Source organism: Amycolatopsis sp. NPDC049868 (assembly GCF_044461365.1).
Classification (GTDB): domain Bacteria; phylum Actinomycetota; class Actinomycetes; order Mycobacteriales; family Pseudonocardiaceae; genus Amycolatopsis.
On the sequence record NZ_JBITKV010000001.1, the window covers coordinates 430,175 to 444,097 of the forward strand.

At 69.1% G+C, this 13,923-nt stretch carries 13 protein-coding genes; 4 read left to right on the forward strand and 9 right to left on the reverse strand.

Annotated features, from left to right (window positions below; all coding sequences use genetic code 11):
* Positions 1–96: 96 nt before the first annotated feature.
* The 4 genes from ACIBTM_RS02240 to ACIBTM_RS02255 all read right to left on the reverse strand — a co-directional run bounded on the left by ACIBTM_RS02240 (position 97) and on the right by ACIBTM_RS02255 (position 4,080).
* Complete coding sequence (locus tag ACIBTM_RS02240; protein WP_395874713.1) at positions 97–2,082, reverse strand: M6 family metalloprotease domain-containing protein; 1,986 nt, start codon at positions 2,080–2,082, stop codon at positions 97–99.
* Positions 2,083–2,225: 143 nt separating this feature from the next.
* A complete protein-coding gene (gene prmC / locus ACIBTM_RS02245) occupies positions 2,226–3,092 on the reverse strand; it encodes a peptide chain release factor N(5)-glutamine methyltransferase (RefSeq protein ID WP_063277146.1) in 867 nt (288 codons plus the stop codon).
* A gap of 84 nt (positions 3,093–3,176) precedes the next feature.
* Complete coding sequence (locus ACIBTM_RS02250) at positions 3,177–3,725, reverse strand: HD family hydrolase (protein ID WP_395874715.1); 549 nt, start codon at positions 3,723–3,725, stop codon at positions 3,177–3,179.
* A 7-nt stretch (positions 3,726–3,732) separates the two neighbouring features.
* Positions 3,733–4,080 carry a MerR family transcriptional regulator gene (locus tag ACIBTM_RS02255; protein WP_395874717.1) on the reverse strand — a complete coding sequence of 116 codons (348 nt, stop codon included), beginning with the start codon at positions 4,078–4,080 and terminating at the stop codon, positions 3,733–3,735.
* A 59-nt stretch (positions 4,081–4,139) separates the two neighbouring features.
* Between ACIBTM_RS02255 and ACIBTM_RS02260 the strand changes: the two genes are divergently transcribed.
* Complete coding sequence (locus tag ACIBTM_RS02260; RefSeq protein ID WP_395874719.1) at positions 4,140–4,925, forward strand: alpha/beta fold hydrolase; 786 nt, start codon at positions 4,140–4,142, stop codon at positions 4,923–4,925.
* 31 nt (positions 4,926–4,956) lie between these two features.
* Entirely contained in the window at positions 4,957–6,390 is a 1,434-nt protein-coding gene (locus ACIBTM_RS02265) for a hypothetical protein (protein WP_395874721.1), read from the forward strand.
* 4 nt (positions 6,391–6,394) lie between these two features.
* Here the strand turns inward: ACIBTM_RS02265 and ACIBTM_RS02270 are convergent, their stop codons facing one another.
* Entirely contained in the window at positions 6,395–8,122 is a 1,728-nt protein-coding gene (locus tag ACIBTM_RS02270; RefSeq protein WP_395874723.1) for a hypothetical protein, read from the reverse strand.
* Between the two features lie 143 nt (positions 8,123–8,265).
* Between ACIBTM_RS02270 and ACIBTM_RS02275 the strand changes: the two genes are divergently transcribed.
* Complete coding sequence (locus ACIBTM_RS02275; protein ID WP_395874725.1) at positions 8,266–9,003, forward strand: hypothetical protein; 738 nt, start codon at positions 8,266–8,268, stop codon at positions 9,001–9,003.
* A gap of 21 nt (positions 9,004–9,024) precedes the next feature.
* Here the strand turns inward: ACIBTM_RS02275 and prfA are convergent, their stop codons facing one another.
* Together prfA and rpmE are read right to left on the reverse strand one after the other, a co-directional pair.
* The gene (gene prfA, locus ACIBTM_RS02280) at positions 9,025–10,095 is read right to left on the reverse strand and encodes a peptide chain release factor 1 (protein ID WP_395874727.1); all 1,071 of its coding nucleotides are present in this window, start codon (positions 10,093–10,095) and stop codon (positions 9,025–9,027) included.
* 81 nt (positions 10,096–10,176) lie between these two features.
* A complete protein-coding gene (gene rpmE, locus ACIBTM_RS02285) occupies positions 10,177–10,404 on the reverse strand; it encodes a 50S ribosomal protein L31 (protein ID WP_007028345.1) in 228 nt (75 codons plus the stop codon).
* A gap of 223 nt (positions 10,405–10,627) precedes the next feature.
* Here rpmE and ACIBTM_RS02290 point away from each other — a divergent pair, with 223 nt between their 5' ends.
* A complete protein-coding gene (locus tag ACIBTM_RS02290) occupies positions 10,628–11,173 on the forward strand; it encodes a CHAP domain-containing protein (protein WP_395874729.1) in 546 nt (181 codons plus the stop codon).
* 93 nt (positions 11,174–11,266) lie between these two features.
* On the opposite strand, the gene ACIBTM_RS02295 is transcribed toward ACIBTM_RS02290, so the two are convergent.
* Positions 11,267–11,641 carry a hypothetical protein gene (locus tag ACIBTM_RS02295; protein WP_395874731.1) on the reverse strand — a complete coding sequence of 125 codons (375 nt, stop codon included), beginning with the start codon at positions 11,639–11,641 and terminating at the stop codon, positions 11,267–11,269.
* 266 nt (positions 11,642–11,907) lie between these two features.
* Complete coding sequence (rho, locus tag ACIBTM_RS02300) at positions 11,908–13,878, reverse strand: transcription termination factor Rho (protein ID WP_395874733.1); 1,971 nt, start codon at positions 13,876–13,878, stop codon at positions 11,908–11,910.
* Positions 13,879–13,923 lie beyond the last annotated feature (45 nt).

Below are 13,923 nucleotides of genomic sequence, written 5' to 3' on the forward strand. Positions count from 1 at the left end.
CCGAATCGCCACTCACGAGCCAAGCCCGCGCTATGAACGGTCCGTTCCTTGCGAATTTTGCAAGGAACGGACCGTTCATGGCATCCGGAGCTCCCGTCAGAAGGCGAAAGCGGTACAGAACGACGTCGCCGTCTTCGCCGGGTCCGCGATCGACGTCGCGGTCAGCTTGATGTGCGCGACGTGGTCACCGCCCGCGGCCCGCTTGGCGTGCGCGGTCGCCGAAGACCGCCCGCCGAACGGGACGGTGGACAGCTCGTTCGGCAGCCGCACCTCCCAGCCCTTCGCGCTGGTGGACGCGCTCAGGCGATAGGTGTCGGTGTTGTACGGCGCCGCCGCACCCTTGGCATCGCCCGTGTTGAGCACCGGGAACGAGCAGCTCGCGAGCCCCTGTTTGGCGAACGCCGGGGCCGACGGCCACAGCGAAACACCCCTGGCCTGCGAGCCCGCGCCGTCGAGCGAAGCCACCGTGACGACGTAGGACAGCACGCCCTTGCGGTCGCGCTCGATGTCGGAGACGAGGAACTTCAGCCTGTTCGCCTCGTCGGTGTACTCGTACTTGCTCGCCGACCCGGTGCCCGCCTTGAACGCGGCGTCGTTGAGCTGGCGGTAGTCGCCGATCGGGATCGGCACCGGGGTGCCGTCCGGCTTCTTGTAGTCGGTCATGCCGATGTCGGCCGGGTTCGCGTCGACGATCCATTCGAACGGCGCGTTGTCCTGGTTCTTCGTCTTCGCGATGAGGACACCGGAATCGGGGGCGAAGGAATCGCTGCCCATCCGGTCGACGACCTCGACGGTGTAATTGTGGTATCCGCCGCCGTCGCAGAACGGATCCTTCGAGCGATCGCATTTCGGCGAAAGGTCCCCGCCGGTGAGCGCGATGTTGATGCCGCTGTAGGCGCCCTGTCCCGGCAGGACCGAACGCGCGGTGATCCTCGCCGAAACCGGGCCGGTCTTGGCGAGCTGGTTCCGGTCGAGCTTCAGTACGTCTTCGGGATCGATGATGTCGAGCTTCATCTTGGTGCGCAGCATGTGGTGCGAGCCCATCGAGCCGCCCTGCGTCGCCGGGATCTGCCAGCGCGTGTGCGGCCCGCCGGGGCCGTTGAAGCTGCCGCGCGACATCATCTCCCACGGACCGGTGTAGGTCCTGGACGGCGGGGTGCCGAACGGGTTGTTGTAGTTGTCACCGATGCCGAGGATATGACTCAATTCGTGCGCGTAAACCGCCTGACCCGAGCTTTCGGCCTGGGTCGAGGAACCGGTGACCGCGTTCGGCCAGATACTCGCCGCCGATTTCCACGACGTCCACGGAACGTACCGGGTGGACGCGGCGTTCGGCATTCCCGCGACACCGGGGCCGAATTCGTCGGGCACGTTCCCCGGCTCGCCGAACTTCATCACGCCGAATTCCTGCCAGGTCGCGCTTTCGTCCTGGCCAGCGGAAAGATAGAAGATGAAGTCGAACTGCTTGGAGACGTCACCGACGTCCGCCCGCCAGGCGGCGCCCGCGTCGGCGCGCAGGTCACGTTTGCAGTTCGCGCCCGGCGGACAGGCGTCGGGCTGGAACTCCATGCCGTATTCGAAGGACTTGCCGGGCAGGCGGTACGGCCCGAACGCGGTCAGTTCGACGCCCATCCTGCCGCCGGAGTCCTCCATCCAGTACTCGTTGATGGTGTGGCCCTGGTTCAGCGCCTGCGGCTTGTTGAGGAAGTCCTGATAGAACTTCGCGACGTTCGCGCGCGGGATGTTGCTCGCGGCGGGACCGGGGTTGCCGAACACCGTCGAACGCGGGGCCTGCGTGACGGCGAACTCCTGATCCGGGTAGTCCGCGAGCACCACGGCGCCCTTGAACATCCGCTTGGTCGGCTTCAGCGCCGGGTCGGCCCAGTTGGTGCCGGGCGGTTTGCGGTAGTCGTCCCACGTCATGTGGTCCTGGTTCTCCCAGGTCGACCCGTCGATGGCGGCGGGCCAGCCTCGTACCGGCGCCTCGGCGGACGCGGGCTGGGCGACCAGACCCGGCAGTAGCGCGACGGTGGCGAGGACGGCGAGTGTTCTGAGTGGGGCTCGTCGGAGAGACGATCGCATCGGGGTACACCTCCCAGTCGGACCGCCGATGAGGCGGCCGTGATCGACGTTAGGAGGTGGGCTTTGCCCTTGGCACCGCCGGAAGTCGTGAGTCCCGCTAACTATCCGGCCCAGCGCCCCTGCTCCATCGAAACGCGGGGAGGTCAGGAGACGCGCAGGGCGGTGACGAAACGCGGCCGTCCGGCGAGGTCGAGGTGGCCCTGCACGTCCGTGAGCACCCGCCGCGCCCGCACGAGCGCCGGGACGGCGGAGCCGTGCGTGTCGTCGTGCTCGATCGCCATCCCGCCGGTGGGCCGCAGCAGGCGCGCGGCGGCCGCGATCGCGTGCCGGATCACCGCCAGCCCGCTCTCCTCCGCGAACACCGCCCGCGGCGGGTCGTGCTCGGCGACCTCCGCCGGTACCGGCGTGCCCTCCGGGACGTACGGCGGGTTGCACAGGACCAGGTCGACGAGCCCGTCGAGTTCGGCGAACATCGTGCTGTCCGCCACGTCGCCGGAGTACAGCCGGATGGGCGTGTCCCCCGCGTCGGCGTGGACGTCGGCGTTGTGCCGGGCCCACGCGAGCGCCTGCGCGTCGATGTCGACGGCGTAGACGACGGCGTCCGGCCGCGCGTGCTGCACGGCCAGCGCCAGCGCGCCGGAGCCGGTGCACAGGTCGACCACCACCGGGTACTCGCGCCCGTGCAGCAGTTTGAGGCCCCATTCCAGGAGCAGTTCGGTCTCCGGGCGCGGGACGAACACGCCGGCGCCGACGTTGACCGTGATGTCGCCGAGCGCGGCCCAGCCGGTGAGGTACTGCAGCGGGATCCGTTTGGCCCGCTGGTTCACGAGCTGGCCGATCGCGTCGACGACCGGTGGGTCCACCAGCGGCACCATCGGCAGGCGGCCGCGTTCGACACCGAGGACGTGGGAGGCGATCAGTTCCGCGTCCGAACGCGGTGACGCCACTCCGGCCTCGGTGAGGATGCGGGTCGCTTCCATGATGGCGAGGCGCAACGGCTGCCGGTTCACTGGTGTTCCTTCACAAGGTCAAGCCTGACACACGAGGCATGCGTGCCGGGGTCGATACACGCGGGCTCAGGGTATCGATTCCTTTCAGCGCACCCGCCACGAGAGCGAGGACAACGTGAGCGCCGCTTCGGCCACCCGCCGCGCGAGGTCGGTCCGGAGGCTCTTCGTCGCGGAAGCGATCCATTCGTCCACGTTCCGTACACCGATGTCGCGATACTCGACGGCCTGAAGCAACATTTCGAGCTTGTCCGCGTCGCGCGCGTACAGCGCCTCCGGACTTGTCGCGGCTTCGTACTCGTCGACGGCGTCGCGCACCGAGTCGCGCGCGGCGTCCGGGAGGGCCGACGTCTGCGCGGCGGTGATCGCCCGGGGATCCGGCTTCTCGACGAAACCCTTGATCGTGTGCGGGAGGTCGCCGGTCCGCGTCTCCTGCGTGTCGTGCCACAGCGCGAGGTACGCCGCCTTCGCCGGGTCCGCGCCACCCTCGGCCGCGAGCAGGCCGGCCAGTTGCGCGACCCGCGTGGTGTGCTCGGCCACCGATTCGGGATCGCGGACCCCGGCCTGCCACCATCCGGCCCGCCGGATCCGCTTGAGCACACCCAGTTCGAATCCGAATCTGGCCAGGGCGTCCACAGTTCTCCTACGCGTTGACGGTGAGATATCCGGCCAGTGTCCCGCGCCGCTGCCGGAGCGTGTCGATGCGGTCGTCCATTTCGGCCAGTTCCCGCCGGATCTCCGCCACCACGGTCGGGCACATGTCCAGCTCGGGCAGTTCACCCGTGGCGCACGGCAGCATCTTCGCGATGACCTGCGTGGTCAGCCCCGCCGCGAGGAGCGCGCGGATCTGCCGCACCGTGGTGACCGCGTCGTCGTCGAAGGTGCGGTAGCAGTTGGCATCGCGCCGCGACACCAGCAGCCCCTGCTCCTCGTAGTAGCGCAGCAGCCGCTGGCTCACGCCGGTCCGCCGGGACAGCTCGCCGATCAGCATGTGACCCCCGTCATCCGAGTTTGACCTTCACATCGATGTCAGTACCTAACGTCGCCGGCATGACGAATCATTTCGCGCACGTCGTCCGCGGTTCCGGTCCCGGCCTCCTGCTCGCCCACGGCGCCGGCGGCGGCGTCGAGGGCAACTTCGGGAGCATCCTCGACGACCTCGCCCGCACCCACACCGTCGTCGGCCCCGACTACCCCGGCTCCGGGGCCACTCCGCGCAGCACCGAGCCGCTGGACCTCGACGCCGTCGCGGACGAACTGGTCTCCATCGCCGTCGACGCCGGTCTCGAACGCTTCGCGATCCTCGGCTACTCGCTCGGCACCGCTGTCGCCGTCCGCGCCACGACGCGGCACCCCGATCGGGTCACCGGGCTCATCCTGACCGCCGGGCTCGCGAAACCGGACAACCGGCTTCTGTTGGGTCTCGACGTCTGGCGCGAACTGCTGCGCGGCGACCGGAGGCTGCTGGCGAAGTTCCTCACCTTCGCCGGCACCGGGGAGAAACAGCTGAACGCGCTGACACCCGCGCAGCTCGAAGCCGCCATCGACGGGCTGGTCGAGTTCATCCCGGAGGGCAGCCCGGAACACGTGGACCTGGTCGCGAAGGTCGACACCCGGGCCGAACTGGCCGGGATCCCGGTTCCCACCCTCGTCGTCGCCACGGCCCTCGACCGGTTCGTCCCACCCACCCATTCGCGCGAGCTCGCGGCCGGGATCCCCGGCGCCGAACTCGTCGAGATCGAGGCCGGGCACGGTATCGGCGCCGAGGCGCCCGGCGAATGGCTCGGCGTGATCCAAAAGTTCCTCTCCGCAAGTGTTGGAGAGGGTACGAACTGATCACCCTGCGGAATCTTCTAAGGTGACGCGGGTGAAGATCCGGGAAATCCGACTGACCTTGGGCGTGTTCTTCGCCGCGCTCGGGGTGCTCCTCGTCCGTTTCCTGGTTCCGCGTCCGATCGGTATGGCGGACAACGGCGACGGCTGGCGCATTCTGTGCCAGCTCGGCGCCCGCGAGCTCGACAGGCCGTCGGAATACTTCGTCCGCTTCTCCTACGGTCCCGCCCCGGCCTGTAACAGCGAGTACATCTCCAGCCAGAGCTGGATCGACAAGATCGCCAGCGAGATCGGGCAGCTGCTCGGCTCGTCGGCGATCCTGAACCTGCTGGTACTGGGTGTGCTGGGCTGTCTCCTGGTCGCGGGCGGGATCGCCGCGATCGTGGTGGGGCTGCGCCTTTCGGTCCGGAACAGCGTCATCGCCACGGCCGCGCTGCTGCTGGTCGCGGCGGACTCGGCCTTCTTCGGGTATTTCGCCTCCGTGCTGAGCGAGGGCGCCGCCTTCGTCGGGATGCTCCTGCTCGCCGGTGGGCTCCTGCTCATGCACCGCACCGGGCCGTGGCGCTACACCGGGGCCGCGGTCACCGTGCTCGGCGCGATGATCGGCATCAACGCGAAATCGCAGACGCTCCTGCTGATCCCGCTGTTCGCGCTCGCGCTGCTGTTCGTCCGACCGGCGGGCAGCCGCGGCCTGGCCCGGTGGGCGCTGCCGCTGGCCGTGCTCGCCGTCGTCGGCACCGGTACCGCGCTGGTGCAGGGGGCGGGCGACTCGGCCAACGCGGAGTACCGCGAGGCCAACATGTACCACGTCGTGTTCAACGGGATCGTGGACGGGAAACACGACACCACCGGCGACCTCGCCGCGCTGGGCCTCCCGCCCGAGTTCGCGAAATACGTCGGCACGGGCTGGTGGAGCGCGAACGCGGCCTGGCGCGACCCCGCGTACGGCCAGTACCGCGACAAGATCAGCCGCCGCAACGTCGCCCAGTACTACCTCGACCACCCGGTGCGTGTCGTCGAGATGCTGCACCGGTCCGCGCAGGAGACGTTGACCGCGCGGGTGCCGAACCTCGGCAGCTTCGGTGAGCACGCCGGCCAGCCGCCGCTCGCCAAGGAGTACCGGATCCCGGTCCTGTCCGGGATCACCGGCTGGCTCGCCCCGCTGGGGCTGTTCGCCCTGCTGCCGATCTGGCTGCTCATCGGGTGGGCGGGGCTCCGCGCCTTCCGGAACCGCACGGGACGCCGCGACGTCGGCATCGTGGTGCTCATGTTCCTGCTCTTCGCGATGGGCCAGATCCTGGTGTCCGGCCTCGCGGAAGGCATCGAGAACGTCAAGCACCAGCAGCTGACGATCTACCCGACCCTGCTCGCCGCCGCCTTCGCCGCACTCTCGTTCCTGCCGCGGCGCAAGGAAGAACCGCCTGCGGCCGAGGAACGCGAGCCCGAGACGGCGGCCCTCTCCGCCTGAGGGATCAGCGCGCCGGTTCCCAGAATCCGGCGAAGCTCCCGCACGCGACCCTCGCGCCCGTGAGTTCGTCCTGGATCCGCTTTTCCACACCGCTGTGGGCGATCGTCCGCGCGTCCGGGCCGACGGCTTCGGGGACCGGCGCGCCCGCGGTCAGCGCAACGGCTTTCACCGTCTGGAAGAGCACGAGGTAATCCCCTTCGCGGTCAAGGTGTTCCGCCGCCTCGACCATCCTTTCCGGACTGTCGCCGGTCAGTTCCATCGGCAGCGGCCAGTCCAGCGGGAACGGGTTGCGGACCCCGAAGACCGGGGCGACGAACGGATTGTCCGGCAGGACCGCGACCTTCGACGCCGGATAGCGGTCAAGGCAGCCCCGGATCTGGGCGACGTAGGTGTAGACGCTGGGATTCGTGCGGACGCCGCGCAGCGCCGGGGCGATGTCCCCGAGATCCTTCGTCAATTCGCCCTGCGGCCGGTCCGCGTACGGCGCCTTGTCGTGCGCGGACATCAGCAGCAGCCCGGCGAGCACGAACGCGGCCGCGGCGAAGACACCACCCGCGAACTCGGGCGGGCGCGGCGGCGGCACGGCTTCCAGCACTCCCAGCGCGAAGATCCCGGCCAGCAGCCCAGGGAGCGGGTAGCCCCAGGAGAGGCTGGCCATCCAGCCGAGAGCGGCGATCGCCAGGTACCGCCATGGCAACCTTCTCCGGACGACGGCGTCGAGTACGGCGGCGGCCAGGAAGAGCCACAGCAGCGTGACAGGCCAGCCGCCCGCGTGCTCGAATCCGCCGTCGGCCACGACGAACACCACGACCGCCAGCACGCACAAGCCCGTCGCGCCCCGGAGCCATCGGCCCGGCTCGCCGATCCGGTCGCGGGCGGACCACGCCACGGCCAGCACGCAGACTCCGAGCAGCACCGGGAAGAAATACGTCCGAGGATCCGCCCGGCCCGCGAAGTCCGCCGTCCAGAAGCGGAAAAGGCCTTCACCCCACGTCTGGGTGCCGCTGGAGAGCTGCGCGATCGCCGACCGCAGGCCTCCGGCGACGGTGACCATGCCGAAGTACAGCAGCGGCGCCGCGCCGAGCACCAGGACGTCACCGAGCAGGCGCGACGGCTTTCTCGGCTGCGCGCTGGGATGGAACAGCAGGATCAGCACCCCGATCGGGGCCGCGAAAAGGAAACTCTGCTTGACGATCGCCGCGAACCCGAGACAGAACAGGCCGAGCAGGCGCCGCCACCGTGAGCCCGAGCGCAGCCCGCTGTCGAGTAGCCACCAGCCGACCGCGACCAGGAAAACGCCGTCGACGGTGTGCCAGGCCATCAGCGGATACGTGTTCAGGCCGACCAGCACGGCGGTGAAGACCAGCCCGAGCCGCAGCGGGCCCCAGTCCAGCGGCGATGTCCCGGTCAGGAACGCGGCGAGGGCGAACGTGGCGACGGTCAGCTGCACCATCATCACGAAGGCCGAGCCGACCATCAGCGGCGCGGGGACGAGATGATCGATCAGGTGCAGATAGGCGGAACCGAACGGCCTCGGCCCGAGGAAATCGACCTGCGGGATCTCACCGTGCCGGACGCGCCACACCTGGGCGAGCACGAATCCCTGATCGGTGGGGTTGAACCCGAACCGGCCGATCCTCGCGACGACGGCCGCGCTCAGCAGTCCCGTTCCGGCGGCGAGAACGAGAGCTCGCGGAACGCGTTTCCGGGTCGCCGGAAACGATCTTTCCATTCGTGTTCTCCCGGGACGGGCTCCCTTATCGACCAGGGACCGTAGCGGAAGCGGGGAATCGACGACAGGCCCGATCGGGCGCCCATCCCCGCCGCGGTTAGGCTGAACGAACCTGTACGCGCCGAAGGGCTCAAGAAACAGTCATGGATCTCCGGGAAACGACAGTCGTCACGCGGATATCGGCGAATATCGAAACCGAGGATCTCGCCGCGGCCGCCGCGCTGGGCGAACGTCTCATCGGCGAATTCGAGGCCACCGAGCTGGAGATCTGCCGGGCGGACCCGGAAGGCGGCTGGACGGGATACCTGGTCTCCGTCGGCTATCGCACGCCTCCGGCCGACGGCGAAGATCCCGCCGAAACACTGCATCGGGCCGCGGTACCCGCGCTTTTTCACTTCGGTCTGAATGCGGAATTCTTCGAAATCCACGGGACGCCGGAGACCGGCCAATACGGAAGCTACGACGCCTACGACACCCCAGCGGACGGATTCACGATCCATTCGCTGATGGCGTCCGTCGGCGGTACCGATCCCCGCGAGCCCGCGCACGTCACCAGGCACGATTTCACCCCGCGCGCGGAAACCGATGTCATTTCACGGGTGCATCTCTACGTCCCCACCGGCGACCTGCGGCTGGCCGTGGACCTGTGCGGCCGCCCCGCGACCGACCTCTCGGCGTCGCTGATCCGGATCAGCACGGACGCGGGACCTTGCGAAGCGGTGCTGCTGTCGGCTTTTCCCGCTCTCGCCGGGGAAAGCGGCGAAGAGGCGCTCAGCCGGGTGACGCACGAGGTGACCGACAGGCTTTCGCACGTGAGCATGTCCGTCCGGGCGATCCATACCGCGCTGGAGGACGATCCGTTCTACACCGAGCCGGGTTAGCGGCCCGGCGGAGAACGTCGGTCAGCCGGCGTGGGCGGCGAGCCGTTCCTCGCGGTCCGCGGTGATGAGCGCGTCCAGCACGCCGTCGAGGTCGCCGTCGAGGACCTGGTCCAGGTTGTACGCCTTGTAGTTCACCCGGTGGTCGGCGATGCGGTTCTCGGCGAAGTTGTAGGTGCGGACCCGCTCGGAGCGGTCGACGGTGCGGACCTGCGAACGGCGCGCGTCCGACGCCTTCGCGGCGGCCTCCTCCTCGGCGATCGCCTGGAGGCGGGCCTGCAGCACCTGCAGGGCACGGGCACGGTTCTGGATCTGCGACTTCTCGTTCTGGCACGAGACGACCACGCCGGTGGGGATATGCGTGATCCGCACGGCCGAGTCGGTCGTGTTCACGCTCTGGCCGCCGGGGCCCGACGAGCGGTAGACGTCGATCCGCAGGTCGTTGGGGTCGATCTCGACCTCGACGTCCTCGGGTTCGGGGTAGATGAGCACGCCCGAAGCGGAGGTGTGGATACGGCCCTGCGATTCGGTGGCGGGCACCCGCTGCACACGGTGCACCCCGCCTTCGAACTTCAGCCGCGCCCAGACGCCGTCGGCCTCGGCCGAACGGCTCTTGATGGACACCGTGACGTCTTTGAAGCCGCCGAGGTCCGAGTCGACGGAGTCGAGCACCTCGGCCTTCCAGCCGTGACGCTCGGCGTAGCGCAGGTACATGCGCAGCAGGTCGCCGGCGAACAGGGCCGACTCCTCGCCGCCTTCACCCGATTTGATCTCCATGACCACGTCGGAGCCGTCGTACGGGTCGCGCGGCAGGAGCAGTTCGGTGAGCTTGGACTCGAGCACGGGGATCTTGGCGGAGATCTCCTCGGCCTCGGCCGCGAAGGTGGCGTCTTCCGCAGCCAGTTCCTTCGCCGTCTCAAGGTCCTCGCGGGCGGTGTCGAGCTCACGGACGGTCTTGACGACCGGGCTCAGCTCCGCGTACCGGCGGCCGAGCTTGCGGGCGCGCGCCTGGTCGGCGTGCACGGACGGGTCGGCCAGCTGCTCTTCCAGCTGGGCGTGCTCTTCGAGCAGACCCTTCAGCGAACTCGAATCCACCACTCCACCTCTCAACGGACCCTGACAGAACCATGAAAAACGGCGCCCACCCGGACATGCGGGTAGGCGCCGTCGTTCAAGCTACTTGGCGTCTTCGGCCTTCTTGCGCTTGCCGTAGCGAGCCTCGAAGCGCGCGACGCGGCCGCCGGTGTCCATGAGCTTCTGCTTGCCGGTGTAGAACGGGTGGCAGTTCGAGCAGATCTCGACGTGGAGGTTGCCGGAGGTCTTGGTGCTGCGCGTGGTGAATTCGTTGCCACAGTCACAGTTCACGTGCGTGACGACGTACTCGGGGTGAATACCGCTTTTCATGGTGTCCTCTCTCGTTGGCCCCGGGTCCCCGAGCGGGGTGAACCGGTGCCGGACTTCAGCGGGTGATTTTGCCAGATGTGCTGGCAGTGGCGTCAACGCACCCCTCCCCCGGCATATTCCACCACGTTGAGTTATCAACTATCGACGTTGAGTTGTACGAAATTTGTACTTGATCACGGGACCGTCTTCCCTGTTGGTAATTCCTCAACAGGAGGTACTGATCATGCGCAGCATCCTCGCCAAGGTGGCGAAGCCGGCGTCCGTCGCCGCGCTGGCCATCGCGGCCCTCGCCGTGGCTCCGGTCGCCGGGGCCGCCCCGGCCGCCCCCGAAGCGGGCGCCACCATCACCGCCGCCGACATCAACCCGGCCGCGGGAACGTTCACCACCGTGTCCGACGGTGACCTGGCCATCCAGGGTGCCGGCGACGGCACGCCCGCCGGCGCCGTCCAGTGGTTCAAGAACCACCTGGGCTCCACCGCTTACCAGGGCCTCTGCGAGAAGGCCGTCGAGAACGCGTACGGGACCACCGGCGTCTGGGCCTCGGCCAACGCGCACTGGAACGGCGCGAGCCCGAAGCACACGACCGGGACGCCGCCGAAGGGCTCCTTCGTCTACTGGAACATCAGCCAGTGGGGTCACGTCGGCATCGCCGACGGCTCCGGCGGGATCTACGCCTCCAGCATCGGCGGCAAGATCGGCCACGCGTCGAGCGTGCACTACTTCAACAACTACCGCGGCTGGACCCCTGCGGCTGTTCCGCACCGCTGAGCCCCTGGCCTCTTGAGTTAGCGCCCCGACAGCGCGTGAAGGCCCCCTTCCCTCGGCTGAGCCGAGGGAAGGGGGCCTTCACGCGCTCAACGGCTACCCACCGCTCACGAGCCCCAGCCAACGCTCAGTCGCGCGCGGCGAGGTCAGCCGCACCACCGGCACCCCAGGATCAGCGACCCAGCCGCGGAGCGTGCGCCGTTTGCGCGCGAACGAGCGGAAGTGCCACACGATGATCGAATCGCCGGAGATCATGCCCCGCAGCGTTTCGACGTTGCCGTTGCAGATCCGGCGACGGGTGACGCAGCGCACCACGGTCCGGCGCAAGAGACGGCTCAGCGAAACCCAGCGTGGATAGTCCAGCGCCACGACCAGTTCGGCGCGGGGCAGCGCGATGTCTCGCCATTTGGCGAACATGCCGTCGATGACCCAGCGATCCCCGGAGACCAGCGCGGCGATCCGTCCCGGCACCCGGCAAAGCCGCCCTTCGCGAGGTCGAGGGGGGTTGTGGCGGGGGGGGGGGGGGGGGGGGGGGGGGGGGGGGGGGGGGGGGGGGGCGGGGGGGGGGGGGGGGGGCCCCCCCCCCCCCCGCCCCCGCCCCCGGCCCCCCCCCCCCCCCCCCCCCCCCCCCCCCCCCCCCCCCTGCCGGGTCCCTCGACAGGGCAAAGTACATGAAGGCCCCCTTCCTTGCGCCTGGCGCAAGGAAGGGGGCCTTCATGTACTAACGGGACCGAAGATCAGTCGTCGTCGTTCGAGCCGAGGGCCGTCTTCGAGACCTGCATGAGGAACTCGATGTTGGTCTTCGTCTTGCGCAGACGCGAGATCAGCAGGTCGATGGCCTGCTGCGAGTCCAGCGCGTGCAGCACCCGGTGCAGCTTGTGGGTGACCGCGAGCTCGTCCGGCGAAAGCAGCAGGTCTTCCTTGCGGGTACCGGACGGGTTGATGTCCACCGCGGGGAACACGCGCCGCTCGGCGATCTTCCGGTCGAGCTTGAGGTCCGCGTTCGCGGTGCCCTTGAACTCTTCGAAGATGACCGTGTCACCGGTGGACCCGGTCTCGACCATCGTCGTGGCGAAGATCGTCAGCGAACCGCCGTTCTCGATGTTGCGCGCCGCGCCGAGGAACCGCTTCGGCGGGAACAGCGCCGTCGAGTCGACACCACCGGAGAGGATCCGGCCGGACGCCGGGGCCGCCAGGTTGTACGCACGGCCGAGGCGGGTGATCGAGTCGAGCAGCACGACGACGTCGTGGCCCATCTCGACCAGGCGCTTCGCCCGCTCGATGGCCAGCTCCGCGACCGAGGTGTGGTCGGACGGCGGGCGGTCGAAGGTCGAGGCGATGACCTCACCCTTCACCGACCGCTGCATGTCGGTGACCTCTTCGGGACGCTCGTCCACGAGCACGACCATCAGGTGGCACTCGGGGTTGTTCGTCGAGATCGCGTTCGCGATGTCCTGCATGATCGTCGTCTTGCCGGCCTTCGGCGGCGACACGATCAGCGCACGCTGCCCCTTGCCGACCGGCATCACCAGGTCGATGACGCGGGTGGTGAGCTTGTGCGGCTCGGTCTCGAGGCGCAGCCGCTCGTTCGGGTACAGCGGGGTCAGCTTGGTGAACTCGGGACGACGCTTGGACTCGTCCGGCTCCAGGCCGTTGATCGAGTCGACGCGCACCAGCGGGTTGAACTTCTGCCGCTGCTGCTCGCCGTCGCGCGGCTGGCGCACGACACCGGTGATGGCGTCACCGCGGCGCAGGCCGTACTTGCGGACCAGCGAAAGCGAGACGTACACGTCGTTCGGCCCGGCGAGGTAGCCCGAGGTGCGCACGAACGCGTAGTTGTCGAGCACGTCCAGGATGCCCGCGACGGGCAGCAGGACGTCGTCCTCGCGGATCTCGGTGTCGGGCGAACCGCCCTGTTCGCGGCCACCGCCGGAACCCCGGCGGCGACGATCGCGGAAGCGACGGCCGCGACGGCCGCCTTCCTCGTCGTCGTCACCCTGCGGACCCTGGCCCTGGCCCTGGCGCTGGCTGTTGTCCTGGCCGCCGCCCTGCTGGTTGCGCTGGCGGTTGTCCTGGCCACGGCCGTCGCGGTTGCCCTGACGGTTGCCGCCCTGGTCGCCGCGGTCGCCCCGCTCGTTGCGGTCACCCCGGTCACCCCGCTCGCCCCGGTCACGCTGCTGGCCACCCTGCTCGGGCGAACCCGCGGCACGGTTGGAGCCGCGACGACGACGGCTGCGGCCGCCCTCCTCCTGCTGCGGCTGGCCGTCCTGCTGGCCCCCGTTGTCCTGCTGCGCGGGCCGCTCGGCGGCGGGCGCGGAGCCGTTCTCCGAAACCTTCTCGGCCTTTTCGGCGCGAGGAGCCTCGGCCGGAGCGGCTTCGGCCTTGGGGGCCTCCTGCTTCGGGGCCTCTGTCTTGGGCGCTTCGGCCTTCGGGGCCTTACGCGGTGCGTCGATCCCCTCGAGCGGAAGCGTTTCGCTCGCCGCGGCGGGGGTCTTGCGCTTGGTCTTGCCCTGGCGCTCGCGGATGGCCGCGATCAGATCGCCCTTGCGCATACCCGTCGTCTCGCCGATGCCAAGGTCCCCAGCGATCGAGCGCAGTTCGGCGACGGTCTTGCCGGTCAATCCGCCGACCGTGCGCTTGGGAGCGACGACGCCGTTCGACTCGGCGGCGCCACCTTCGACGTCGCTCAAAAGATCGGTGTTGCTCACAAATGTCCTTCCTGACCGATCCACGCCTCCAGGTGGATCAGCGGA